The sequence below is a fragment of the Danxiaibacter flavus genome, from assembly GCF_041060425.1.
Classification (GTDB): Bacteria; Bacteroidota; Bacteroidia; order Chitinophagales; family Chitinophagaceae; genus Danxiaibacter; species Danxiaibacter flavus.
Window position 1 is genome coordinate 88292 of the sequence record NZ_JAULBC010000010.1, and the last position, 25858, is coordinate 114149.

A 25858-nucleotide genomic window follows, 5' to 3' on the forward strand; every position below is an offset into this window, starting at 1 on the left:
CTTACGATCTTACTGTCTTTCATCGCTGATGTCTGATTTTTTGATCGCTGATCTGTTCATGCGCGAGAACACAACCAATCATAGACAGCACTTATTCTTACTGTCTTACTGTCTTACGATCTTACTGTCTTTCATCGCTGATGTCTGATTTTTTGATCGCTGATCTGTTCATGCGCGGTAACACAACCAATCATAGACAGCACTTCTTCTTACTATCTTACTCTCTTACGATCTTACTGTCTTTCATCGCTGATCTGTTCAACTGCGAGAACACAACCAATCATAGACAGCACTTCTTCTTACTATCTTACTGTCTTACGATCTTACGGTCTTACTGTCTTCTACGGCTGTATCAACTCAAAACAGTCCTTTATAATCTCAATATGATACTCATCATCAGCTTCGCGCGGCTCACCATCAATGTGAAACGGCGCATGTTTTAAGTTCCTGATCGTAAGCGAAGGTGTTTGAAAATAAAGCACGTTCTTTTGGGTAATATCGTCAACCAGTTGTTGAAGCTTGTTATTGCCCCTGATCTGTCTGAGAATAGCGAAAGGCAGCCTCGCCTTATTCATTTTTTGTACAACAACGATATCCAGCATGCCATCATTCAGATCAGCCAAAGGCGCTATGGTAAAGTTGTTACCAAATTGGTTGCCATTGGCAATGCTGATAAAAAATGCATCGGTAAAAAAGGAAAAGTTATCCAGTATAATTTCAAATTGATAAGGCTGCGCCTTAAAAAAGTTCAACAAACTTTGCTGCGTATAAGTGAGTAGGCCGCGGGAGGCTTTCATTGAAAAGTCGTGTGCCACCTTTGCGTCAAAGCCCAGGCCGCTTAGCATACACGAAAATTCATTATTGATAAGAAAGGCATCAACCATTTTTGATTTGCCTTTAAATATCAGCTCAAGTGCCTGCTGGGGTTTTTTAGGTATTCCTGCAGCAAAGGCAAGTCCGTTACCGCTACCGACAGGGATAATCCCAAAACGCACTTTCGTTTTGCGTAATGTGTTCAATACCTGGTTGACCGTGCCATCGCCACCAACAATAATCACATCAGTAATGCCTTCTTCATGAATCTTTTCTTTCAAAAAATCGTAGTTACCCACTGAATTCGTGGGAACGATGTCAAAATGTATTTTTTGCCCTTTACAGGTTTCTTCAATTTCTTTTTTAATGAGTTCCTTCTTCGATGTGCCTGACACCGGGTTAATAAGAAAGACAAACTTTCGTCCCACGCTAATAACATCAGCTTGTTTTCCCTTGTTGGGTTGCAATTTTTTTGGTGCCACTACCAGTTTACTTTTATCTTGATCTGCAACTACGTTCTCCATACTGCTACTGTTTTTCAATTTAAGTAATTTATAGATGATTGATAAATTTTTAGCCGGGCGCATTAATAGCCAATATCATTCCATTGTTTTGTGGCTGCAAGATGGACAATTATATCAGGATGACCTGCAACTTTATAAACTTCTTAACGATAATTTTAATTGCTTCAAATAATTATATATGCATGCAATTAATATGTGTGTATATTTCGTGCTTACCGATTTTTTGTTAAAAAAATGATGGTGTGGCACCTTTTTTGTTGAAAGAAAAATGTTCCCCGTTTTAAATATTTCGGTATCTGAAAAATCCTTCAACCTAAGGAATCCTTGAAAGGCAATGAAGCACATTTTGTTTAACGATTAGCTATTCGTTTGGCGCCATATTTTGTGTTTCCAACGGAAATTTGTGTCAATTCATCGGATGTTTTTGTTATATACAAACTCTTCCCCTATTTTTATGTCTGAAATACAAATTTCAGATACGCTAACGTACCCAGGTATTTCTCCTATGATCCTCCACCTTATCCAATTCCATTGATTTCATTTTTATTGGTTTTGCACAGGTAGAATTATTGTTCCGCCCACATACAATTTTTTGATGTGTTCATTTTGAATGCATCGGAAACTGTACTGGCAATATCATGTAATGATTCATTGGCAGGTTTATTATAGCAAGAGTTTTCTGTGTTGAAAAATGCAGCTGATCTTACTATGCCATGATTGCACACGTAATTCGTCCTATTTCTCTGTCATACAAATTCTTAGTCTGCTAAGAAAAAAGGGGAACGCAACTCCAGTATTTTTTGCACTGCATAACACCGGTGCGTAACCAAATATTGGAACATTATGAGGGGAGCTATACATTTCGCATGTACAATAGTGCTGATGTTCGTTGCGTCGGCTGCGTACACTAAACCTTTAACCGCTACTGCAACACCTGTAAATGGTATTTGCGCGTCTGACGGGCAAATTATCGTAAACGCAGAAAACACATCCGGCACTACTTTATACGAACTTGTAGCACCTGCACCGCTGGGCGTTGCAGCAAGCAAAAACAATATATTCACCAATCTTCCCGCAGGAACTTACACCGTAAAAGTTTATGACGCACAACATGCTACCTCCGCAACAGCTTTTGTTATCAGCAATATAATTGTATCCACTCAATATAAACAGCTATCCGGCCTGACTGTTACCCCCGGAATAACACTTAACAGCGCAGTAGCAGGCGCTAATGGACTTTGTGGGCCAGAAGGAACAATGCTTGTTAACGCTGCTAATGGCAGAAGTCCCATTACATACAAGCTCGCAAAGGGAACTGATACCGTTACATTAACTGGCAACAGTGGAGAGAATGTATTATTTAAGAATGTTTCCAAAGGCAATTATATAGTCACTGCTACAGATGCATGTGGTACATCACTTACCAGTACACCGGTTAAATTAACTAATGACTATGATTTATCGGCCGCAGGAATTGCAGGCGTGTCATTGCAAAATGCGCCGGTTATACCGGATCGAGTTGCAGGTGCACCAGATTCGCTGGCAATAAGAAACTTACGTTCTGCAGGTGTTATCGTTCTGAAAGATGCAGCAGGAAACACGGTTGGTTATGATTCACTTACATTACCTTACAAAATTGAGTTTACCACGAACGGCACTACATCCTCAAGTGGTTGGATTACTACCGGTGCAGATATAGCAAAGGTTGGTAAATATGTTCCCGGTGCTCAGGCATCATATGTAGTTGTGGTTAAGAATCCTTGTACAGGCCACGAATTTCGTTCTGCACCGGTAACCATTACAGGCCAGGTTTTTGGCGTGGCTGGCTCTAACGGCTTGTCTGATATGTGTAGCCCGGCTTCGCTTTACGCTTCTTACAACTCATCAAACAATCTCGCTCCATATTTTCCCGTTGCTATCCAGGTAAAAGACGCAAATACAGGAAAAACCTATTCTTTTACATGGACCAGCGGCAGCATGACTTTTCCGGGACTTCCGCTTGTGGAAGGCCATAAATATGAGTTTGCTTTTGAGGATGCGGCAGGGTTTAAAATGAACTATTCGCTTACTTATAAGAATACCTATTCCCAACTCACTTTTTTTGCTACAGATGCATGTGAACCCGGAAAAGTGAGAATCGGTGTAAAAGGTTTGTTTGGAAGTGGCCCCTGGCCGGTGAAAATATCAATTACTTCTGCTCCGTCAACCCTTACTCCGTTACCTAAACCGGTAGAAATAACATCGCCCGGAACAAACGTAAACCTGCGCTTTATGTTATGGGATAATCTTCCTGAAGGAAGTTATTCCTTTCTCGTGGAATATGGCGATGGAAACAATGGCATCTGTAGGATTGAAAATCATAATGGAGAAAAAATGGCTGGTGTTACCGCTTCTCTGGTTGTCGATTCTCTGAGTTTTCAACATGTTTCCTGCGACATCTTTAACATCATTGGTTCCGCAACGGCAAAAAGAAAAGATGGTTCCGTATTTAACTATGGAACCGGTGATGAGGCACTGGTAGCGAAAATTATCTCCGGTCCGGAAGGTACTGTTGGCCTTACTTCGACCGTTGCCAGTGCCGCATCCCCGTTATTCTCTTTCCGCAATGTGCCTGCAGGAGATTATGTTATCGGTATTTTCCTGAACGTTAATGCAGATTGTGCTTCTGGTTCAGATGTGAAAACTGTTTCTCTTCCTCATTACGAACCACTCTCTTTTAAAGCAGGCGGTATTGTGTGTAAGGGCAGTACTACCGGCATATTGGGAATTGAGGCAAAAGGTGCAGGCCCTTATAAGTACGGTGTTAAAGGCGTTAATGATGCGGATTACACATGGCAGACGGATAATCTGTTCTACAATATGCCAGCAGGCATTTATTCTGTAAAAGTGCGCAACGAATGTTCTGAAATTACGCAGGATGCTACTGTTTATGATGCATCAACACTGCAATTGCTGAATGCTTCTGCGACAGCTATTTGTAGAGGCGATTCATTGCAGATAGCTACAAAAGCAGTTGGTCCTGTTGCCAAAATAACCTGGATATACAACAACATGCCATTGACAACCGGCCTGAACATTTCCGGCGACACCCTTATCGTGCCCACGTTTGACAGCAGCTTGCATGCAGGCTGGTACAAAGTAACCCTTGAGTCGATAGCAGGTTGTTTTGTTAGTGATAGCGTTAAAATTGTGGCCAATGATACCGTTGGACTTACCGTGTCAGCTGAGCCATTGCATATCTGTGGTTCTGGTTCCCTGGATCTGAGCAGTGCGGAGGTAATTAAGAATGCAGTAAATGCAAGCGGATACACATTCTATTCAGATGCTGCCACTACAAAAACATTATCCGGTTATAATGCAATTACTGTTGCGGGAACATATTACGTGAAGGCAACGAGCAGCCAGGGTTGTGTAGTTGTAAGGCCGGTTACTGTTGTTAAAGATGCATCATGCAATGCGACAGATTTCAATACATGGAAAACGGTTAAAGATGCAAATGGCAATAACACGGCAGAAGCGGGCGAGTTGTTAACCTATAATATCTATGTAAGAAATACCGGAAGAGAAACGCTGAAAACTGTTACCATTACAGACAAAGTTCCTGCCCATACAACTTATGTAGATGGTGGTGCTGGAAATGGAACAGGTGGCAGAGGAACTTACAGTCTTACTGCTAACACAGTATCATTCACTGCAACAAATATTCCGTCAAATAGTGATCCCATTGAATTCAGCTTCCAGGTAAAAGTGGATGAGAACATTGCAGGCGTAAACACCATTTCGAATCAAGCTACCGTAACCGCGGATAATATTGATAAACCTACCTGCAGCGCTGAATCTGCAGATTGTAAGGGCGACAGTACTGTAATCGAAACTGCGCGTGTGAATCCCGGTGTATTCAACGCATGGAAAGCAGTTGCCGATGCCAGCGCAAACGGAAAGGCTGAAGCAGGCGAAGTATTAACATATACCATTCACGTTAAGAATACTGGCTTATCAACTATTTCAAGTGTTATCGTAAAAGATACCGTTCCACAGCATACTACTTATGTAAGCAGGAGCGGTGGTACGTACAATGATCAGGATAAATCAGTCGTGTTTAGCTGGAACGATCTTAAAGCTGGCGCTGATACATCTGTAAGCTTCCAGGTGAAAGTGGATGATCAGTTATCACATGTAACCCAAATAGCAAACCTTGCATTTGTAACGGGTGATAACGTAACCACGCCTACATGTACAACAGATGATCCATCCTGCACAGGCGATACTACATATATTCCGGTAGCAGGCACCACCGATATTAAAGTAGTAAAAACATCAGACAAAAACACTGTAACGGCTATTGGTGCAAACTATACTTATACAATCAAAGTAACCAACAAAAGTGACTATGTAGCACACAATGTAGTAGTGGTTGATACGCTGTCTCCAATGATCTCTTATGTTACCGCCACTGTAACGGTTGGTAAGATTTCAGGTTATGATATTATTTCACGCTCATTCAACTGGGAGATAGATGTAATGCAGGCCGGCGATGAAGCCACACTTACTTTAACAGTGCGTGCGGATAAAGCAGGCGTTGTAATAAACAAAGCTTATGCATCCAGCGATGAGCCGGATACAAATCCTGCCGACAATATTTCAGTAGATGAAAAAGACATCACTGTACTAAAAATTCCAAATGTTATTACGCCCAACGGTGACGGCTTTAACGACAAGTTCGTGATAAAGAACCTTGAAGCATACAAAGAAAACGAGTTGGTGATCTTTAATCGCTGGAATAACATCGTGTACAACAAAAAGAACTACACACAGGATTGGACAGGACAGAACCTGAATGCCGGTACCTACTTCTATATACTTAAAGTAAAAGATGCAGACAATAAATGGCACTCATATAATGGCTATGTAATGCTCATGCTGAATAAATAAATAAACCTGCAGGTGCTGGGTTTCTACCCGGCGCCTGCTTCCCCTGGCATAAAACATAAAAGCAAACTATGAATCGAATTGTACCAATACTCTTAATTGCCCTGGGCGCACTTCAGGCAAATGCGCAGCAGGACGCACAGTTTAGCCAGTATATGTTTAACGGGCTTTACATTAATCCGGCTTATGCAGGTTACCGCGAGCAGTGGAACGTAAATATGTTTTATCGCCGCCAGTGGGCCGGTTTTCCGGGTGCACCAAAAACTTTTTCAATTGCAGCAGATGGAACGGCTAATGATAACCGTATGGGGATTGGCATTCAGGTAATGAATGACAAGATCGGTGCACAAAATAATACGTCTTTTTACGGCAGCTATGCCTACCGTATACCAATGGACGATTTTGGTAGCAAAACGCTGGCAATAGGTTTTGGTGCCGGCTTTATTCAGCAACGCCTGGATGTGGGTGTGCTTGATCCTGCACAACAAGGTGATCCTATGTTAATCAATGCAAAGAAAACAGCCTTCATGCCTGATGCAAGAATGGGTATTTTTTATAACAGCGACCGCTTTTATGCTGGTCTTTCTGCAGACAACCTTACAACCAATCTATTTCAGAAATCTGACGCTCTTAAAAACTATCTACCCTTAAAGCCTCACATGTATTTTACTGTCGGCGGCCTGGTGCCATTGTCTGATGAATTACAACTCAAGCCTTCTGTGTTGGTAAAGGAAGACCTGGCCGGGCCGACGAGTGTGGACATTAATGCCTTTCTGTTGATTGAGCAAAAATTATGGATTGGTGGTTCTTATCGCAGTGCCATGTTCAATAAAAGCAACATCGATAAATCACTGACTAAGTCAGGGGCAATTGTAGGTATGATAGAAGTATTTGTGAACGATAAATTAAGGCTTGGATATGCTTATGATCAAACAGTAAATGGCACCGCAGCCAACAACTATACAACACATGAAATATCACTGAGCTACTTCTTTGCCAATCCAAAAGCAAGGATGTTGTCGCCAAGATATTTCTAGAATAAATCAACAAAATTTTGCGGATGAAAGGAAGTGATCGTAGTGAAGATAAAGCTTTCATCCAACCCAACATTGAATCTATGAATAAGCAAATCAACTTAGCAAAAATATGGCTGCCGATCATGCTGGTTTTCGTTGTATTCAATACAACTAACGCGCAGTATGTATTGAAAGAAGCGATGATGCAGGCTTCGTTGTTTAACTATGCACAGGCTAAACCGCTTTATGAAAAAGCTTATAAGAAGAAGCCCACAATAGAAGCCGCACGCGGCCTGGCGGAAGCATACAGGATGATGAATGATTACGAATTTGCGGAGTCCTGGTATACAAAAGTTGTTGCATATCCTGATCATACGCCGGATGATGAACTATACTTTGCTCAAATGCTGATGAATAACAGCAAGTATAGCGAAGCAAAAACCCAGCTGAATAATTATCTTTCAAAAAAAGCAGGAGACACCAAAGCTGTAAATATGCGTGCCGGCTGCGATTCTGCTTTAGTCTGGATGAAAAATCCTGTAAGAGGAACGCTTGCAAATTTGCAGGAAATAAATTCTAAGTACTCAGATTGGGGAACAACAATTTATAACAATAAAATAATTTTTGCGTCTGACAGGCCTTATGACTCATTAAGATCTGCTCCTTTCTTTGGTTCATCCAACATAAAGCGCAAATCATACGGTTGGACGGGCAACAGTTACCTTCATCTTTACGAAAGCAATGGAAAGGACAGTAGCTCCGTTCGTTTGTTAAACAGGAATATTAATGGAGATTTTCACAGTGCAACTGCAAGTTACAGTGCCGACGGCAGAAGTATGTTTTATGCAGCAACTGTTCTTGAAAAGAAAGGCAGAAGTTTTATAGGTAAAGAAAATCCGTACACGCTAAATGTGGAAATCCGTGAGACCGATCTTGATACCGCAACGGGAAGATGGCGCCAGCCTTATGCTTTTCCTTATAATGAAGTATTCAATTATTCTGTGGGAGATCCATATATAACTGCAGACGGGCAAACATTATACTTCGTAGCTGATTTTGGAAAACGCGGAGTGGGAGGCACTGATATTTATTACAGTAGGCGTGATGCAACTGGCAAATGGATGGAGCCAGTGAATATGGGTTCGCAGATTAATACAGAAGGGGATGAACGCACTCCGTTTTTTGATAAATCCGGAAACCTGTATTTCGCCAGCAATGGCAGACCGGGTATGGGCGGGTTGGATTTATTCGTTGCTGCTCCTGCTGATACTAATTGGATAATAAAGAATCTTGGTGTGCCGGTTAATAGTCCGCAGGATGATTTTGCTCCTTACAAAGAAGAAGATCAAACGTTGTTTTTCTCCTCTAATCGTTTGCAGGGTAAAGGCGACGACGATATTTACCGTTTTGAAATTACTAAAATACCTGTGTTTTCACTAACCGGAAAAGTTCTCGACAAGAAGACAAACGAGCCGATTACAAATAGTATAGTCACACTTTTCAATAATGAAACATCAACACCGCTGAAAGTTGTTACAAATAGTGATGGTGATTTTTCCTTTAAACTGGACAGCGCAAGCGATTATGCGCTTAGCGGTGTAAAAACAGGATATGCTTCAATAACTGCAATACCTGTAACAACAAAGGGTTTAAACGTTACTACCAATATTAAAAGGGATATTTATCTGGAGAGAGCTGAAGTGAACAAGCCTGTAAAACTGGAGAATATTTACTTCGATCTTGACAAATGGAATATCCGTTCCGATGCTGCACCAGAGTTGGATAAGATTGTGAAGTTGCTAAATGATAATCCAACATGGAAAATTGAGATGTCTTCACATACAGATTCACGCGCGAGCGATAAGTATAATCTGCAATTATCACAACGTCGCGCAGAGTCTACTGTTAAGTATTTGGAAAGTCGTGGTATTGCAGCAGACAGATTGACGGCAAAAGGTTACGGCGAAACAAGACTGGTGAACAAATGCGCGAACGGTGTAGCATGCAGTGAAGAAGAACATCAGCTAAACCGCAGAACTGAATTTACTATTCTTGATAAGTAAACTTTTTAACGAACCTGTTATTGAAACAGGAGCTTGAATATGGATTACCACATGTGATGATGGTAAGTACCCCCAATGTCATCGGGCAACTTTTCGCGGTTGCCCTTTGCTTTTTTCATTAGCGATCTGCGAATGTGTTTTTTGAGTTTCCTGCAAATTTTAATCTGCAAGCAACTTATCAGCGTTTGTCTACAACATTTTCTTTTCCGCGTTGTTAATCAAAAGGATAAATTGATTGGCAAGTACAATATCAGGCAAACTCAACCCACGAAAGGCTTTTATCAGCGTGATGACATGTAAATAACGTTGTAAATCAGGAACAAAAATTGTTATCTTTATTAGAACTGCAGACAACTGCGAAAGGGTAAGTCACGTACCCTTTATTTTACTCCCCCAATGGCTTTAATATCCTCATGTAAGCCGGCTAATTCATTTTAAACCCGAAACAGTAACAAAATGAAACGAGTGTCCTTATTTCTGTACTGTATGATTGCTGTACAGGTATTGTTTGCCCAAACGGGAATACTTAATCCTGCTGATCCGATTGTTGAGTATGATCCGGCTCATCCGCCTGCAATTCCTCCAAGCGGAACAATGGCAAAGTGGGTAAAAACTACCACAGTTAGCTGGAATACATCATCTTTCAAATGCTATTTTTACAAAGGCGTTGCCTTCCGTTTAAAATTTCCAAAGACATATTCCACCGTTGCCGATGGAAAGAAATATCCGGTATTTGTATTCTTTCATGGCGTTGGTGAATTAGGAACTATTTACAATAACGATTATCAGCTTTACCACGGCGGCCAGATCTTTATGAATGCGGTTGATAATGGTAAGTTTGATGGGTTTCTATTATATCCTCAAACACAAAATGAAACATGGACATTTGAACTGGGTGTAGTTAATGAGATCATTCAAAATTACCTGGTTCCGCAAGTGAAGGCTGATCCATTCCGCATAAGCGTTGATGGCTTATCAGCCGGTGGCAAGGCGTCCTGGAAAATGCTTACTGCTTACACAAAAACTGTTGCGGCATGTTTGCCTATCAGTGCAGCCCTTTCTCAAACAGATATCAAAAATAACGCGAGCAAATTTAAGTTTACGCCAACCTGGCAATTTCAGGGAGAGATTGACGACGACCCGAAGCTGGCAACTACAAACGCAGAAGCACAGTCCATCCTTGATTCTGGTGGAAATTTTAAGCTGTCGGTTTACATCGGTGTAGGTCACAATGCGTGGTATAAAGCATGGGCGGAGCCTGACTTTTGTCCTTTTATGTTGAGGGCTTATAAATCCAATCCCTGGGCGGTAGGCGGAAGAACCGAGTTCTGCCAGTCTGATGCGATTAATGTAACCATCGGCGTTACGCCGGGTTTTAATAAATATGAATGGACAAAAAATGACGTAGCTATACCTAATGCTACTTCCAATACAATTCAGGCCACATCCGTCGGAACATATAAGTGCAGAATACTAAGCGGAAGTACATGGTCCGATTGGTCCCGCATACCGCTTGTGATTAAATATAAAACGGCTACTACGCCACCTGTCATAAAATTGGCGCCAAATACCAGCGGTGTATTGCCTGTTTTGGATGGAAGCGCAGGCGTGATGCTTCAAACAGACCCAAACTATGCTACTTATGCATGGCAAAAAAATGGCACAGGTACAGTGCTTTCAACAACTAACCAATATACCGCAACAACCCCCGGAAATTATACGGTTACGGTTACTGAGCAGTTTGGCTGCGGAACCGGTAAGTCTGCACCATTTAATGTAATTGACGGCACCGCTCCCAATGCCCCTGATGCACCTACAAATGTTGTAGCAACAGGATTAAGTACTACATCAATCAAACTTACATGGAATCAGACATCCAATCCTGCATATAACGAAACAGGATTCGAAATTTACCAGGCAACCAAGTCGAGTGGGCCTTACAGTTTAATAAAGCTTACAGCTTCAAACGCTGCAAACTATACCGTCAATTCTTTAAATGCAGGAACTGCGTATTATTACATTTTAAGAGCGATTAACACCAATTCAGCTGCGCCGCCCACAAATCCTGTCATGGGTAAAACAGTGCGTGACTCAATTGCTCCTACTGCTCCGTCAAACTTAAGAGTAACTTCTTTCTCCCAAACACAAGTAAGTCTTGCATGGTCCAAGTCAACAGATGATATAGGCGTAACCCGTTACGATATATATGTTAACGGAGTAAAATCATATGCTACAACAGATACCACATTTTCAATCTTTTCACTTACTGCAGGAAATGTTTACAACTTTATCGTTAAGGCTGTTGACCAGGCCGGGAATGTATCATTACCCAGCAACCAGGCGACCGCCATTACTTATTTGCGTGGGTTAACCTATAAGTACTATGAAGGATCATGGAGTAATTTGCCAGATTTTAAGGCGCTTACATTTAATAAAACGGGTGTAGTTAAAAATATAGATATTAGTCCCAGGGCAGTATCCACCAACTTCGGATTTTTATTCGAGGGTTTCTTAAAGATCCCGGTTAATGGATCATACACCTTCCGCCTGAATTCTGATGATGGCAGTAACTTTTATTTTAACCAGGCGTACAGCACCAAGAACAAACCATTAATTAATAACGACGGAGTGCACAATATTACCCTCAATAAGGATACTACTGTTACATTAACAGCGGGCATTTATCCTGTTGCAATTGCCTACTTCCAGAAAAGCGGTTCGTTCGGTTGCAAATTATCATGGAAAATGGCTCAAACAAACGGGGCCTTTACAATTATACCTGACAGCGCTTATACAGATGGATATGTTGTAAATGGTAATCCGCCGGTGGCGCCGTCGGACCTGACAGCAATAGGGGTACTTTCAAATGAAATTGACCTTAAGTGGACAGATAACAGCAATAATGAGCAGGCATTCGAAATATGGCGCTCTACATCTCCTGACGGAACCTTTGCCAAAGTAGGCCAGGCACCTGCAAATGCAACAAGCTATGCCGATACTGCAGGCTTAAAAGTGTCTACAACTTATTATTACCGGGTAAAAGCGATAGGGGCGTTTGGTGAATCTGTATTTAATGACGATGCCACTTCTTCGCTGAAATATGCTTATTATGAAGGCTCGTTTACATCCTTGCCAAACTTCTCGGTACTTACGCCAATCAAGACGGGATCTATAGGCACTTTCGACCTTTCCTTTAAACAGTCAAATGTAAACTATGCTGCAAAATTTGACGGCGTGATTGATATTCCTACAGCGGGATCGTACACTTTCTATCTCTCAAGTGATGATGGATCTAAGTTATACCTCGATGACATTAACAATGGTGTGGTTGTGGATAATGATGGAATTCATGATGCAAGCGTAGAAAAGTCAGGAACAAAAACACTTACTGCGGGAATTCACAAGATAAGGGTTACTTATTTTGAAGCTGCTTCGCCGGACGTGTTACTTGTTTCTTACCAGGGTCCGGGAATTAGCAAACAGGCAATTCCTGCAAGCGTGCTCCGGGCAGACCCGGTTAGCGCAACAACAACAGCAGAAAACGTACGGACAATTGATGTGAATTTTACTACGACCAGTAGTACAACACCTGCGCCTTGGAATAACCTGAAAGGTATCACTGCTGCCGGTAGTGTGTTTTCTAATCTGAAAGACGAATTGGGAGCAAGCAGCGGAGTTAACCTGAAACTTGTTGAAAAGTGGACCGGCACCCTTACCTTGGGAGCTGTTGCAAGTGGCAAAGGTATTTATCCGGATGAGGTTATTAAATCTTTCTACTATGATTCCACATCACAGCCAAAGCATGTACAGTTAACGGGCCTGTCTTCATCCAAAAAATATGATCTGATATTCTTTATTAGCAGGGCTGGAAATGCTACATCAACAGACAACAGAATAACCACTTTTACGGTTAGAGGAACTACTGTTAAGCTGAGTGGATCTCCGTCAAATATTTCGAATACTGTTCAGATCAATAACATTTCTCCGGACAGTAACGGTGTAATAGAGATAACAGCCTTGAAAGATCCTGGCTCAATGTACACCCAGATCAATGCTATGGTCATAAAAGTGCATGGCAACGATGGTACATTGTATGCTCCGTCGAACCTAACCGCAACAAGCATAGCAAAAGATAAAATAAAACTTGACTGGCAGATAACAGCGTTGGATACTACCAATTTTGAAATATGGAGATCCACTTCTTCAGCTGGAACATACACGAAGATTGCGACGGTAGCGCCATTTACGACTACGTTTACAGATGCCGGGTTGGCTGTAAACAGCGTGTTCTTCTACAAGGTTAGAGCGGCTAAAAACGGACTGTTCTCGCCATTCAGCAACTTTGCCGGAGCAGCTACGGTTGCATACCAGGTTAACATCAACTTTAATGATGGTTCTGCAAGCAGCCCCGCACAACCGGGATGGAATAATACCAATCAGCCTCCTGAGCCAGGTCAAAGCTTAAATAACCTGATGGATGAACAAGGGGCCAATACCGGCATATCAATGGTCATTGTTGATAATTTTAGTGGCGGTAATGCTTTTGGCGCAGTAACCGGTAATAATTCGGGTATATATCCGGATAATGTAATGAAGAGCTTCTATTACCTTGACTTTACCGATACTGCCGTGTTTAAATTCACCAAGCTAAACCAGAGCATGATCTATAATCTGGTATTCTTTGCAAGTACAACATTCGATCCGAACACGCAAACCGCTTACAAGGTGGGTAACCAGACAGTTTTCGCTCCCGCATGGCAAAATACAAGCGTTACGCAGCAAATCAACAATGTGCAGCCTAACTCGTCAGGTGAAATATCTGTAACAGTTTATTCCACAACGGGATACGGATATTTGAATGCGATGACTTTACAGGCTGTTCCGTCAGTTGCTGCAGGCAACAGGCTTGCCAGGAAGTTAACAAGAGGTAACAATTCGGTTGAGGCCCTGGGAACAAATAACCTGGTTCCTTTAACTGAATCTCAGGTGAGCGTTTATCCAAATCCGTTCATAAATGACGTAAATCTTCGCCTGAGCATCCAAAAACCGGTTGCTGAGCTAACGGTTCAGGTAACTGATATGAATGGAAATATCATACACACCCAGAAGTTCAGCAATGTACCCGCAGGTGTTTGGAAACAATCCCTGGGATTGAAAGGTCGCAAATTAAGCAGTGGCATGTATATGGTTAGAATTAGCGACGGTACTTCCGCTAAGCCGGTTGTTCTAAAGATTGTAAAATAACCTATTAAGCAAGGGTCGCATAAAGCCGGGATCGTAATTGGTCCCGGCTTTTTTAATAAAAGTTGCAGGCATTTGTTTTTTGCATTAAAAAACAGCGTCTAATATTACCGCAAGATTGTTACATTCGGGTTTGCTTAAAACAATCTGACTATGAGTCTTCCCGGACAGCGATTTTTAGCCCTGGACGTTTTCAGAGGCATGACTATTTGCCTGATGATCATTGTAAACACCCCTGGTAACGAAGCTACTACATATGCACCTCTTCTACATGCATCATGGCATGGCTTTACACCAACAGATCTGGTATTTCCGTCTTTTATGTTTGCCGTGGGTAATGCATTGAGCTTTGTTATGCGCAAATGGGAGTTTATGAGTACCTCAAAAGTTGTAGGGAAGATCCTCAAGCGTTCCGCGCTTATTTTTCTGTTAGGTTTTTTAATGTACTGGTTCCCCTTCTTCAAGTATAATGAGCAGCACCAGCTAGTACTGTCACCTTTTAGCGAAACCAGGGTATTTGGCGTGCTTCAGCGCATTGCGATAGCTTACATGCTGGCGGCATTGATGCTGTACTTTTTTAAAACAAGAGCCACTGTAATAATTACTGCTATTATTTTACTCCTGTACAAGCCTGTACTTATGATGTTTGGCGATCTTACCTTAACGGGGAACGCCGTATTAAAGCTGGATACCTGGCTGCTGGGGGTAAAGCATCTTTACATGGGTGAAGGCTTGCCGTTTGATCCCGAAGGGTTACTGAGCACTCTTCCTTCGATAGGCAACGTTGTTGCCGGATTTGTAGCCGGAAAATACATTCAGGAACGCGGAAAGACTTATGAGGGCCTGGCTAAGCTGATGATAGCCGGATTTGGTCTGTTTATCGTCGCCTACTGGTGGAATCTGGGATTTCCCATCAACAAAAAGCTATGGACCAGCACTTTCGTTTTGCATACAGTGGGGCTGGACTGCATGATTTTGGCCTGCATTATCTATGTTGTTGATTTTCTTGGCAGAACGAAAGGAACATACTTTTTCCAGGTTTTTGGAAAAAATCCTTTGTTCATCTATCTGCTGAGCGAGATCGGCGTAATTATACTCTGGATGATTCCTGTAAATGGTGTTCCATTGTTCCAGTGGTTATATAAAAATATTTTCGAATATGCGGGCGCTTACTTTGGCTCCTTCCTCTTTGCAGTTTCCTGGATGTTATTCTGCTGGCTGGTCGGTTTAATACTTGATAAGAGAAAGATTTATGTAAGAGTTTAATATATAACGCTTTAATTAAATGTTGCGCCAATTTCGTCCATAACATAATATTCATTCGCGTTTTTATTGCGCACCCGTTGCAAATGCGTACTTTTGCGGCTTATCAACAGCTCCAGGCTGTAAGCTAAATTTTATGAATATTCGCAACATAGCAATTATTGCACACGTTGACCATGGAAAAACCACACTGGTCGACCGTATTTTGCAGGCAACAAAAGTCTTCAGAGATAACCAGGAAACAGGTGAGTTAATAATGGATAATAACGACCTGGAGAGAGAACGCGGTATCACCATATTTTCAAAAAATGCAGCAGTTGAATATAACGGTGTGAAAATTAACGTAATTGACACTCCGGGCCACGCCGATTTTGGTGGAGAGGTGGAAAGGGTGCTGAAAATGGCTGATGGCGTTATTCTTTTGGTAGATGCTTTTGAAGGTCCAATGCCCCAAACGCGTTTTGTGCTTCAAAAAGCGCTTCATCTTAACCTGAAGCCAATAGTAGTTATCAATAAGGTAGATAAACCAAACTGCCGTCCTGATGAAGTGCACGATGCGGTATTTGAGCTTTTCTTTAACCTCGATGCAACTGAAGAACAACTGAACTTCCCTACCTACTACGGTAGCGGTAAGAACGGCTGGTTTAATGACAGTCTTACTCCAACTGAAGATATTCTTCCCCTGATGGACGGTATATTGAAATATGTGCCGTCGCCGGTTGTAACAGAAGGTAACCTGCAGTTGCAGATCACCTCATTGGATTACTCTTCTTTCCTTGGCCGTATAGCCATCGGAAAAGTAACAAGAGGCACCATTAAAGAAAATATGCCTATCTCCCTGATGCAGACAGACGGTTCTATTAAGAAATCAAGGGTAAGAGAGCTGTACGTTTTTGAAGGAATGGGCAAAAAGAAAGTATCTGAAGTTGTTGCCGGAGATCTTTGTGCAGTTGTAGGTCTGGAAGATTTCAACATTGGTGATACAATCGCCGATTTTGAAAATCCTGAGGCGCTGCCTGTAATAAGTGTGGATGAACCAACCATGAATATGATGTTCAGCATCAACAACTCTCCTTTCTTTGGTAAGGACGGTAAATTCGTTACATCCCGTCACCTGCGCGACAGGCTGATGAAGGAAACGGAGAAAAACCTGGCTTTGCGTGTTGTTGATACTGATAGTGCAGATAGTTTCCTTGTTTATGGACGTGGCATTCTTCATTTAGGTGTATTGATCGAAACCATGCGTCGTGAAGGATACGAATTAACCGTAGGACAACCCCAGGTTATTGTGAAAGAAATTAACGGAGTTAAATCTGAACCATACGAAACACTGGTTGTAGATGTTCCGCAGGAATACGCAAGTAAAGTAATTGACCTGGTTACCAGACGTAAAGGTGAAATGCACGTGATGGAAACAAAAGGTGAAATGCAGCACCTGGAGTTTGAAATCCCTTCACGCGGTTTGATAGGCATGCGTACGCAAATGCTTACCCAAACAGCAGGTGAAGCAGTAATGGCGCACCGCTTTTTAGATTATAAACCATGGAAAGGCCCGATTCCGGGAAGAAACAACGGTGTATTGATCGTTAAAGAAGCCGGTACGACGACAGGTTACTCTTTGGATAAATTACAGGATAGAGGATTCTTCTTTGTAGATCCGGGAGAAGAAGTTTACAAGGGAATGATCATTGGTGAAAACAACAAACCGGGCGACCTGGTGGTTAATCCGAATGAAGGAAAAAAATTAACCAACATGCGTGCGAGCGGTAGTGATGCTGCAACAAGCATTGCACCAAAAACACTGATGACGCTGGAAGAATGTATGGAGTATATTCAGTTTGATGAGTGTATTGAGGTTACTCCGAACTTTATCCGTATGCGTAAAACAATTCTTGATGAGGAAGAACGCAAGCGCCAGCAAAAACGTTTGAGTGCTGAGGCTGTATAAAAGCCCCTTACAATATGCAAAAAGGCGCAACTAAATGTTGCGCTTTTTTTATAAAAGATATCGCCGTTAAATTTTGTTTTAAAAAAGTAGCACTTTCCGGTAACGAATTGCATTATATTTTGTTATTTTATTTGTGTATATTTTCTTGCTTTTGTGAATCATGATCCGAACCTTATGGTAACTAGCTCAACCAGCATGTTAGGCGAAGCTTATAATGCAGTTAAACTAACCTTTAGAATTTTATATGCCAATAGAACCATTTGTGAGATTATTTATTCCTAACCTTTTGAAGCGCTTCTGTTTGATCGTTATCCTGTTGGGCTCCGGGCTGTTTTCTTTTTGTCAGTCAAGTGAAATAAATAGAATAAAAGAACAACTGCCATTAATAGAGGATAGCACCAGATATGCAGACGCCATCAACCGGCTTTCAACAATCTATTATATTACCAATCTCGACAGTTGCTACTATCTGGCCTCCGATGCTTACCGGCTATCACTGAAGCTGAAATACAAAAAGGGAATGGCGGATGCCATGAATAACCTTGGCATTTATTATTCTCTTAGAACAAATACTTACCTGGCTACAAAATACTACAACCAGTCGCTTCAGATTTATAAACAGCTCAACGACCAGGAAAACATTGCCCAGCTTACACTAAATATTGGTTTGGAATTTTACTCAAGGGGTAAAACTGATGTTGCCGAGGAATACATGTGCCAGGCATTTGATATGGGCAGCCGCCTTAAAAACGATTCCATACAATCTATAATTATTGCCAACCTGCTTTATTACAGCAAAGGACTCTCAAAAGATTCCATAAAAACATTGATGAGCCAGGGCAAGGCTATCGCCACCAAATACAACGACAAGCGTGTGCTTGTGGAATACGCGATGATCCGATCGATGTATCTCCTGAATGAAGGAAGGAATGATTCTGCCGTGGATGTATTGAAATCCGTAGAGAAGGAAAGCATAGAAGAGCGATATAATTTCGAGCTTGTTGGCATTTACACGCTATTGGGACAAGCGTTAGCTGGAAAGAATCCCGAAAAATCTGTCGATTACTATAAATCTGCACTTACAATTGCCCGCGATAACGATTTTATTGATTTGTACCTGACCAGCGCGGAAACCTTGTATAAAATTTACACGCAAAATGAGGATTACCATGCTGCAGGCACTTATGCAGAAATAATTGCAAGTGCACTTAAAGAATACCGGCGCATGGTTGAGCAGAGCAGTGTAACGTATTTTGAATATGCAGATACTAAGCAACAGTTAGAAGCACAAAAAAAAGAAAGCCGTTACCGTGGGGTAGCAAACATATTGTTGTCAATCTTTATTGCAGCGGTAATCGTGTTGCTCGCTATATTATACAGGTCTTACCAAACCAACAAAAGATTTACGGTTGCATTAAAATCATTAAACAATCGCATCTACCGTAAAAACAGGCAACTGGAAGAAAACAACAGGTTTAAAGACAGGCTTATTTCCCTGCTTGCGCATGACTTCAGGCAGCCGTTTGTTTCCCTTACAAGCCTGATTACCGTACTACGTGACCATGAAGCGTTAACCAAGCAGGAAATGGAAAAAGTGCTTGAGTCTATCGAAAATTCATCGCGGTCGTCCGTAGAAATATTTGAGAATATCCTGTCCTGGATTAAGAAGCAGCTTTCTGGTTTTGTTTATGATCCTGTTGAACTAAATCTGAAGGACATGATTGATGAGGCCACTACGCCCTTTGACATGTTGATGAAAGAAAAAAATGTAGTACTGATAAACAACATAAATCACAATACTGTTGCGTTTGCAGATAAAGAGATGCTGCAGTTCATCAACAGGAACCTCATTCACAATGCCATAAAATTCTCTAAACCGGATAGCGAAATTCATGTCAATGCTACGAGGAATGAAAAAGAACTTATCGTGTCCATAAGAGATTTCGGTGCCGGAATGACGAAAGAGAAATTGGATAGCCTCTTTAATTTCTTCACTACAAAAACTTATAGCAACAATACCGAAAAGGGCGCCGGTGTTGCATTGATCATCTGTAAAGACTTCCTGGACAAAATGCAGGGCAGCATGTGGGCACAAAGCGAACTGGGTAAAGGCAGTACCTTCTATTTTTCATTTCCCGTTAAAGTAAACAAGCATGCAGTGGTCCAGTAAGGCTAACTGGTCGTGTATTCAACTCATCGATATTTCTTCGAACCTTCATCACGCGCTATTTTGTATCTTTGCAACCTGTTGGCCGCGGCAGTGGCAGTGTACCGGCAATATTGCCTTATTAACCGGGATTTAATAAAATATGCTGATGAAAAAGAGGTGGTTGAAATACGTATTATTTTTTGCAGTTCTATTAATGGCAGCAAGTGCAGTAAATGCCCAGTGTTCCATTTGTACAAAAACAGCATCCCAACTGGGAGAAAAGCCAGCAGCGGCCTTAAATTCAGGCATCCTTTACCTCATGTTCATGCCGATGGCTATTTGTATATTCATTGGTTATAGGTGGTATAAAGCTAATCGCTAACAGTTCGTTCCGCACTTAATTAATCCCCGGAAACATCACAACTGTCTCTGCAATTTGTTGCAAGAGTAAGTATGCATAATTGTTCATTGCTCATATTGTGGAAATTTCTGTACCATGTGGTTTTAAATATTCATGTACGCTCTTTTTCTTAACTCATCTGTGTATCTTTTTATTTAGCAGTATGTAATTTTTCTGTTATGGAATCTCTCCGTTTGTGTGTCCCATTGTAAAACAAACATATGGCAGAAATTCAACCAAACAACGGCCAAAAAAAGAAAGGAACAAAAGGCAAGAAACTTTCAACAAGGGTCGATCTTACTCCAATGGTAGACCTGGGTTTTCTCCTTATTACGTTCTTTATATTCACTACAACGCTGTCGTCTCAAACCGCTATGAAATTGGTAATCCCGGATGACAGGGGGATTGTTGACAGAACCCCTGTTCCGGAGGGAAAAACACTCAATTTATTACTCTCCGCAAAAGACAGAATCTATTATTACGAAGGAGAAAATGTGTCGCAGATGCAAGACGCCGACTATTCCCGCGACGGTTTACGCCAGATAATTCTTGCAAAAAAGAAAACGGTTGCAGCGCATTACGGTAATGACGCCGAAACAATTGTATTAATTAAACCTACCGATGAAGCCAGCTACAAAAATATTATTGACGCCCTTGATGAAATGAAAATTAACGACGTAAAAAAGTTTGTTCTTATGGATGCAACTGATAATGAAAGAGCGGTCGTTAGTAAGAAACAAACGTTGTAACATGCTTAAATATTGGAGAATTTAATTATCTGTGAAATTAGAATTGGCATCAATTTTGAATTTAATAGAAACGTAGCTGATGAAAAGCTACTTCTACAAATGTCATTTTTCATTGGGGGTATAAATAAGGCCTTGTAATTTCTTACGAGGCCATTTTTTTTGCTTCAATATTCTTTTCCTCTTCAGGTTAAAGTCATTTATTTTTAGCACCTGATTTTTTTCTGATATCTTAATTCCTGCATACTTACATCAATAAATGTGAACCGATGAAAAAAATTGTTTTTATCCTTGCTGCCGCGGTTGCCCTGGCAAGTTGTAAAAGCGGCGGAGAAAAATCCGGCGCTAGTGAGCCAAATGCCGGATTGGCCACTTTGTTGGATCAATACTATGAGGAAAGCTTGCAATTATTTCCCATCAATGCTACCTACCAGGGGGATAAAAGATACAATGATCTATTGCCGGCTGAATTCACTGACAGCTATCGGGCAAAACTGAAAGATTTCTATAAAAAATACCTGGACGGTCTTGCTAAGTTCGACAGGGCCGGGCTGAATGAAAACGACCAGGCGAGCTACGATATTCTTAAGCATGATGCAGAAATAGCGCTCGAAGGTTTGTCTTTCAACGATAATTACATTCCCTTCAACCAGTTTTACGGAACAACGCTCACAATGGGGCAGTTGGGGAGCGGCGACGGCGCCCAGCCGTTTAAAACCGTTGAAGACTATGATAAATGGCTCAAACGTGCAACTGCTTTCAACGCTTGGGCAGATAGCGCAATTCTTTATTTTAGAAAAGGAATGGCTGCAAACTTTGTATTGCCCAAATCCATTGTGGTTAAAATAATTCCGCAAATGACAGCAATGGTCATTGCAGATCCCACAAAAAGTCTTTTTTACGGTCCTGTTTCAAAATTCCCTTCAACATTCAGTGACGCAGATAAAAAACGTCTTACGGATTCCTTTGCTGCAGTTATAAAAACGCAATTGGTTCCGTCTTATAAAAAGCTTGGAGACTTTTTGCAAACCGAATACCTGCCAAAAGCACGTACAACTTCAGGTGTATCGGCATTGCCTGACGGGAAAAAATATTATGAATATCTTGTTCGCCAGCAAACCACTACCAACAAAACTCCTGAAGAGATCTATAATACCGGTCTGGCTGAAGTAAAACGCATACGTGGTATTATGGATAGCGTAAAAAATGCTGTGAACTTTAAAGGAGATCTGCCTGCATTCTTTGAATACATGCGTACCAATAAAATATTCATGCCGTATAAATCACCGGAGGAAGTATTGAATGCTTTCCGTGCAATACAGGCGAAAATTCAACCGCATCTTTCTGAGATGTTCAATAAAACACCTAAGACAAAATTTGAGATCAGGCAGACAGAAGCATTCAGAGCAGAAAGCGCCAGCGCAGAATACAACCAGGGAACACCCGATGGAAGCAGGCCAGGCATCTTCTACATTCCTATTCTTGATGCAACAAAATTCAACATCACAAGTGGTATGGAAAGCCTGTTTTTGCATGAAGCAATACCAGGCCATCATTACCAGATCTCCTTGCAGCAGGAAGATACATCATTGCCAAAATTCCGCAGATTTGGCGCTCATAATGCTTATGTGGAAGGCTGGGCATTGTATTGTGAAAGCCTTGGAAAAGAACTCGGACTTTATAAAGATCCTTATCAATACATGGGCGCATTGGGCGATGAAATTCACCGGGCAATTCGTCTTGTTGTAGATGTTGCCATTCACACAAAAGGCATGACCCGCGAAGAAGCGATTAAATACATGATGGATAATGAAGCGATAAGCGAACAGGGCGCCACTGCTGAAATAGAACGTTATATGGTTATTCCCGGACAGGCATTGGGTTACAAGATCGGTGCATTGAAAATACGCGAACTAAGGAACAAATATCAGCAGCAATTGGGAAGTAAATTTAATCTTGCCGCCTTTCATGACGAGTTTCTGTCAAGCGGAAGTATGCCGCTCGATCTCGTAGAAAAAAGAATGGATGTATGGGCCGCAAAACAAAAATAAAATGAGAAGACAAACCTGGGCTACCAACGCCGGATGTATTTAGAACAATGAAAATAAATACTTCCGGTTTTTTTATCGCTGATTGCTGATCTGTTGATCGCTGATTTCCCCAGCTACCCGAATAGCGCGTTCTTGCCAACAATGAGCAAGTTACACCTGAACAAATCAGAGATCAATAAATCAGCGATCAGTGTTACTTCAATTATCGTTTTACTACCCGGTTGTAAACGTAAAACGTATAACCTACAACTTATAACTCACTACATACTACCTTTGCCTTCCATGCGAATAGCCGTTATAAAACAGACCGGAGAAAGTGAAGATGTCAGCTATCAGAATTATGTGGCCGATATCATTGTTTCCATACAGCAGAAACATGGATACAAGCTTTTGAATTATTCTTCTCTCAATAAAAAGGAAGCACTTCCGGAGAACGCCATCGTTATGTTTGAGTGTGATCAGCAATCACAGATAACGTTACAATGGTGGTATGAAATAAGCCTTCCTTCCATTGTGAAAAAAACGGGAATAGATCTGCTCATTCACCTCAATGGCTGTTTAAGTCTTTCTGTAAAACAGCCGCAAATACTTTTTATTCCCGCTATTGATCTGCTTCTGCAACCGGCAGAAAAAAAAGCATTACCTCAACAGATTTACAGTAAAAAGAAGTTGAGGGATTTTGTTGAAAAAGCGGTTTCAGTAATAGTGTATTCCGAATTTGCAAGGAACATTGTAATGGAACATGCTGCGCCCGACACGCGTGTACATGTTCTGATACCATCTGCGTCAGCAGCATTTAAACCTGTAGAATGGGAAGAAAAGGAACAAGTCAAACATAAGCTGACGGAGGAAAACGAGTATTTTATTGCAATGAAGAAAATGAATAATGAAGAGGAGCTGATACTGTTATTGAAGGCTTTTTCAGTATTTAAAAAATGGCAGCAAAGCAGTATGAAACTTCTGCTTCAGTCAGGCGAATTGTTGGAAACAGATACCTGGAAAGAAAAGCTGGCCTCTTATAAATACCGTAAGGATGTGAAGGTGCTGAATGCTTATGACGGCGAGCTTTCTACAAACCTCGCATGTTCTTACGCAGGTATCCATTTGTCATCTCATGATGGGCATGTACAACCACTTGTGGAGGCAATGCAATGCGAAATTCCTGTTATAACTAATCCCTTAAATAGCTTTAAAGAAATTGCCGGAGAAAGTGCGCTTTACCAGGAAAATGATGATGCAGAAGTATTAGGTCATAACCTTGTGCGCATGTACAAAAATGAACAAATGCGCAATATGCTTATTTATAATGCCAGGCTTATGATAACGCATTATAATTACAATTCAGCCGTAAATGATATGACAAATATTATAGAAGCTTCATCAGGGCAAAAGTTGTAGGCGCGTTATAAATTGTTTCAAATAAGCAAGAGTATTAAGACGGCTTAGCTATGTGAAAAAATTATCATGCAAAAAAAGACGAAGACCCGGCCCTTAAGGTTAATGTCATTTAGTTCGGAGCATTTAAAGCTCCAGCGGAGCTTCCTGTTGTTTGTAAAGCCATTACAGGATTAATTAACCTATCTGTAAACTTTTTTGGGACGAGACATTACAGATAGGATGGTCCTATGGAGCAAGACCAATGAGTATGCTTAACTAATGACATTGTTCTTAAGATGATAACAAAAATGCTGCAACCCTGAGATTGGGTACTTAATACCTCGTAAATCGTACTTAAGAAAGCGGTATTGTTTTAACTGCTTACATTTGCATCCTTGTAAACGATATTTATAAAATTGAAATATGCATACTTCAACCATTACAATTGACGTACATTTAGATAAAGACAAAGTACCTGATCAGATTACCTGGAAAGCTACTGATAGCACGGCCGAAGAAGGACAAAAAGCAAGAGCAATGATGCTGGCTTTTTGGGACGGAGCTGATAAAAGTGCTTTACGTATTGACCTGTGGACCAAAGAAATGATGGTGGATGAAATGGCTGATTTTTTCTACCAGACCTTCATGACGATGGCCGATACCTACAACCGCGCAACACAACACCAGGAGCTTGTTGACGATATGAAGAAATTTGCCAAAGATTTTTATGCCAAGTTCCGTGAGCAGCAGCAAAAAGATCAGAAAGGAAACTGGTAATACAAGCCTCTGATAGAAGATCGGCTGAAAAGCAGCGGTTTTTACGTTCGTGACTAAAAAGATAAAGTATTCCTGAGCCAACAAATAATTTGTTTGTATATGAGTTTAGAACAACAAGTAATGACGGAAATGAAAGAAGCCATGAAAGCAAAAGATGAGGCTTCTTTGCGTTCATTGCGCGCAATAAAGGCCGAAATTATTAAGGCCAAAACAGAACCCGGTGCGAATGGAACGGTAACAGAAGAAGGTGAACTAAAGTTGTTGCAGAAGATGGTGAAGCAACGCCGCGATTCCCTGGAAATCTATCAACAGCAGAATCGTGCGGATCTTGCCCAGAAAGAACAGGAGGAGATATCTGTTATTGAAAAGTTTTTGCCGAAACAACTAAGTGAAGCGGAGTTAAAAGAAGCACTCGGCAAAATTATCGCCGAAGTTGGCGCCAGCTCTCCTGCAGATATGGGGAAAGTGATGGGAGCTGCAACAAAGCAACTTTCCGGGCAGGCGGATGGCAAAGCAATATCCGCAGCCGTTAAGGAGTTATTAAGCAAATAGCCCTTTCAA

General features: G+C 41.3%; 13 protein-coding genes. 12 read left to right on the forward strand and 1 reads right to left on the reverse strand.

Annotated elements, in window-relative coordinates; translation table 11 throughout:
• Positions 1 to 341: 341 nt before the first annotated feature.
• Complete coding sequence (locus tag QTN47_RS24800; RefSeq protein WP_369332142.1) at positions 342 to 1337, reverse strand: diacylglycerol/lipid kinase family protein; 996 nt, start codon at positions 1335 to 1337, stop codon at positions 342 to 344.
• Between the two features lie 843 nt (positions 1338 to 2180).
• Here QTN47_RS24800 and QTN47_RS24805 point away from each other — a divergent pair.
• The 12 genes from QTN47_RS24805 to QTN47_RS24860 all read left to right on the forward strand — a co-directional run bounded on the left by QTN47_RS24805 (position 2181) and on the right by QTN47_RS24860 (position 25849).
• Complete coding sequence (locus QTN47_RS24805) at positions 2181 to 6269, forward strand: T9SS type B sorting domain-containing protein (protein WP_369332143.1); 4089 nt, start codon at positions 2181 to 2183, stop codon at positions 6267 to 6269.
• Between the two features lie 68 nt (positions 6270 to 6337).
• Positions 6338 to 7303 carry a PorP/SprF family type IX secretion system membrane protein gene (locus tag QTN47_RS24810; protein WP_369332144.1) on the forward strand — a complete coding sequence of 322 codons (966 nt, stop codon included), beginning with the start codon at positions 6338 to 6340 and terminating at the stop codon, positions 7301 to 7303.
• Positions 7304 to 7383: 80 nt separating this feature from the next.
• On the forward strand, positions 7384 to 9345 hold the full coding sequence (locus QTN47_RS24815) for an OmpA family protein (RefSeq protein WP_369332145.1): 1962 nt from the start codon (positions 7384 to 7386) through the stop codon (positions 9343 to 9345).
• Positions 9346 to 9801: 456 nt separating this feature from the next.
• The gene (locus tag QTN47_RS24820) at positions 9802 to 14589 is read left to right on the forward strand and encodes a PA14 domain-containing protein (protein WP_369332146.1); all 4788 of its coding nucleotides are present in this window, start codon (positions 9802 to 9804) and stop codon (positions 14587 to 14589) included.
• 150 nt (positions 14590 to 14739) lie between these two features.
• On the forward strand, positions 14740 to 15852 hold the full coding sequence (locus QTN47_RS24825) for an acyltransferase family protein (RefSeq protein ID WP_369332147.1): 1113 nt from the start codon (positions 14740 to 14742) through the stop codon (positions 15850 to 15852).
• Positions 15853 to 15985: 133 nt separating this feature from the next.
• Positions 15986 to 17797, forward strand: coding sequence for a translational GTPase TypA (typA, locus tag QTN47_RS24830; RefSeq protein WP_369332148.1), 1812 nt, complete (start codon positions 15986 to 15988; stop codon positions 17795 to 17797).
• A gap of 244 nt (positions 17798 to 18041) precedes the next feature.
• A complete protein-coding gene (locus tag QTN47_RS24835; protein ID WP_369332149.1) occupies positions 18042 to 19967 on the forward strand; it encodes a tetratricopeptide repeat-containing sensor histidine kinase in 1926 nt (641 codons plus the stop codon).
• Positions 19968 to 20567: 600 nt separating this feature from the next.
• The gene (locus QTN47_RS24840) at positions 20568 to 21095 is read left to right on the forward strand and encodes an ExbD/TolR family protein (protein ID WP_369332150.1); all 528 of its coding nucleotides are present in this window, start codon (positions 20568 to 20570) and stop codon (positions 21093 to 21095) included.
• 266 nt (positions 21096 to 21361) lie between these two features.
• Entirely contained in the window at positions 21362 to 23143 is a 1782-nt protein-coding gene (locus QTN47_RS24845) for a DUF885 domain-containing protein (protein WP_369332151.1), read from the forward strand.
• Between the two features lie 141 nt (positions 23144 to 23284).
• On the forward strand, positions 23285 to 24541 hold the full coding sequence (locus QTN47_RS24850) for a glycosyltransferase (RefSeq protein WP_369332152.1): 1257 nt from the start codon (positions 23285 to 23287) through the stop codon (positions 24539 to 24541).
• Positions 24542 to 24943: 402 nt separating this feature from the next.
• Positions 24944 to 25297, forward strand: coding sequence for a gliding motility protein GldC (gene gldC, locus QTN47_RS24855; RefSeq protein ID WP_369332153.1), 354 nt, complete (start codon positions 24944 to 24946; stop codon positions 25295 to 25297).
• Between the two features lie 99 nt (positions 25298 to 25396).
• Positions 25397 to 25849 carry a GatB/YqeY domain-containing protein gene (locus QTN47_RS24860; RefSeq protein WP_369332154.1) on the forward strand — a complete coding sequence of 151 codons (453 nt, stop codon included), beginning with the start codon at positions 25397 to 25399 and terminating at the stop codon, positions 25847 to 25849.
• Positions 25850 to 25858: the final 9 nt, after the last annotated feature.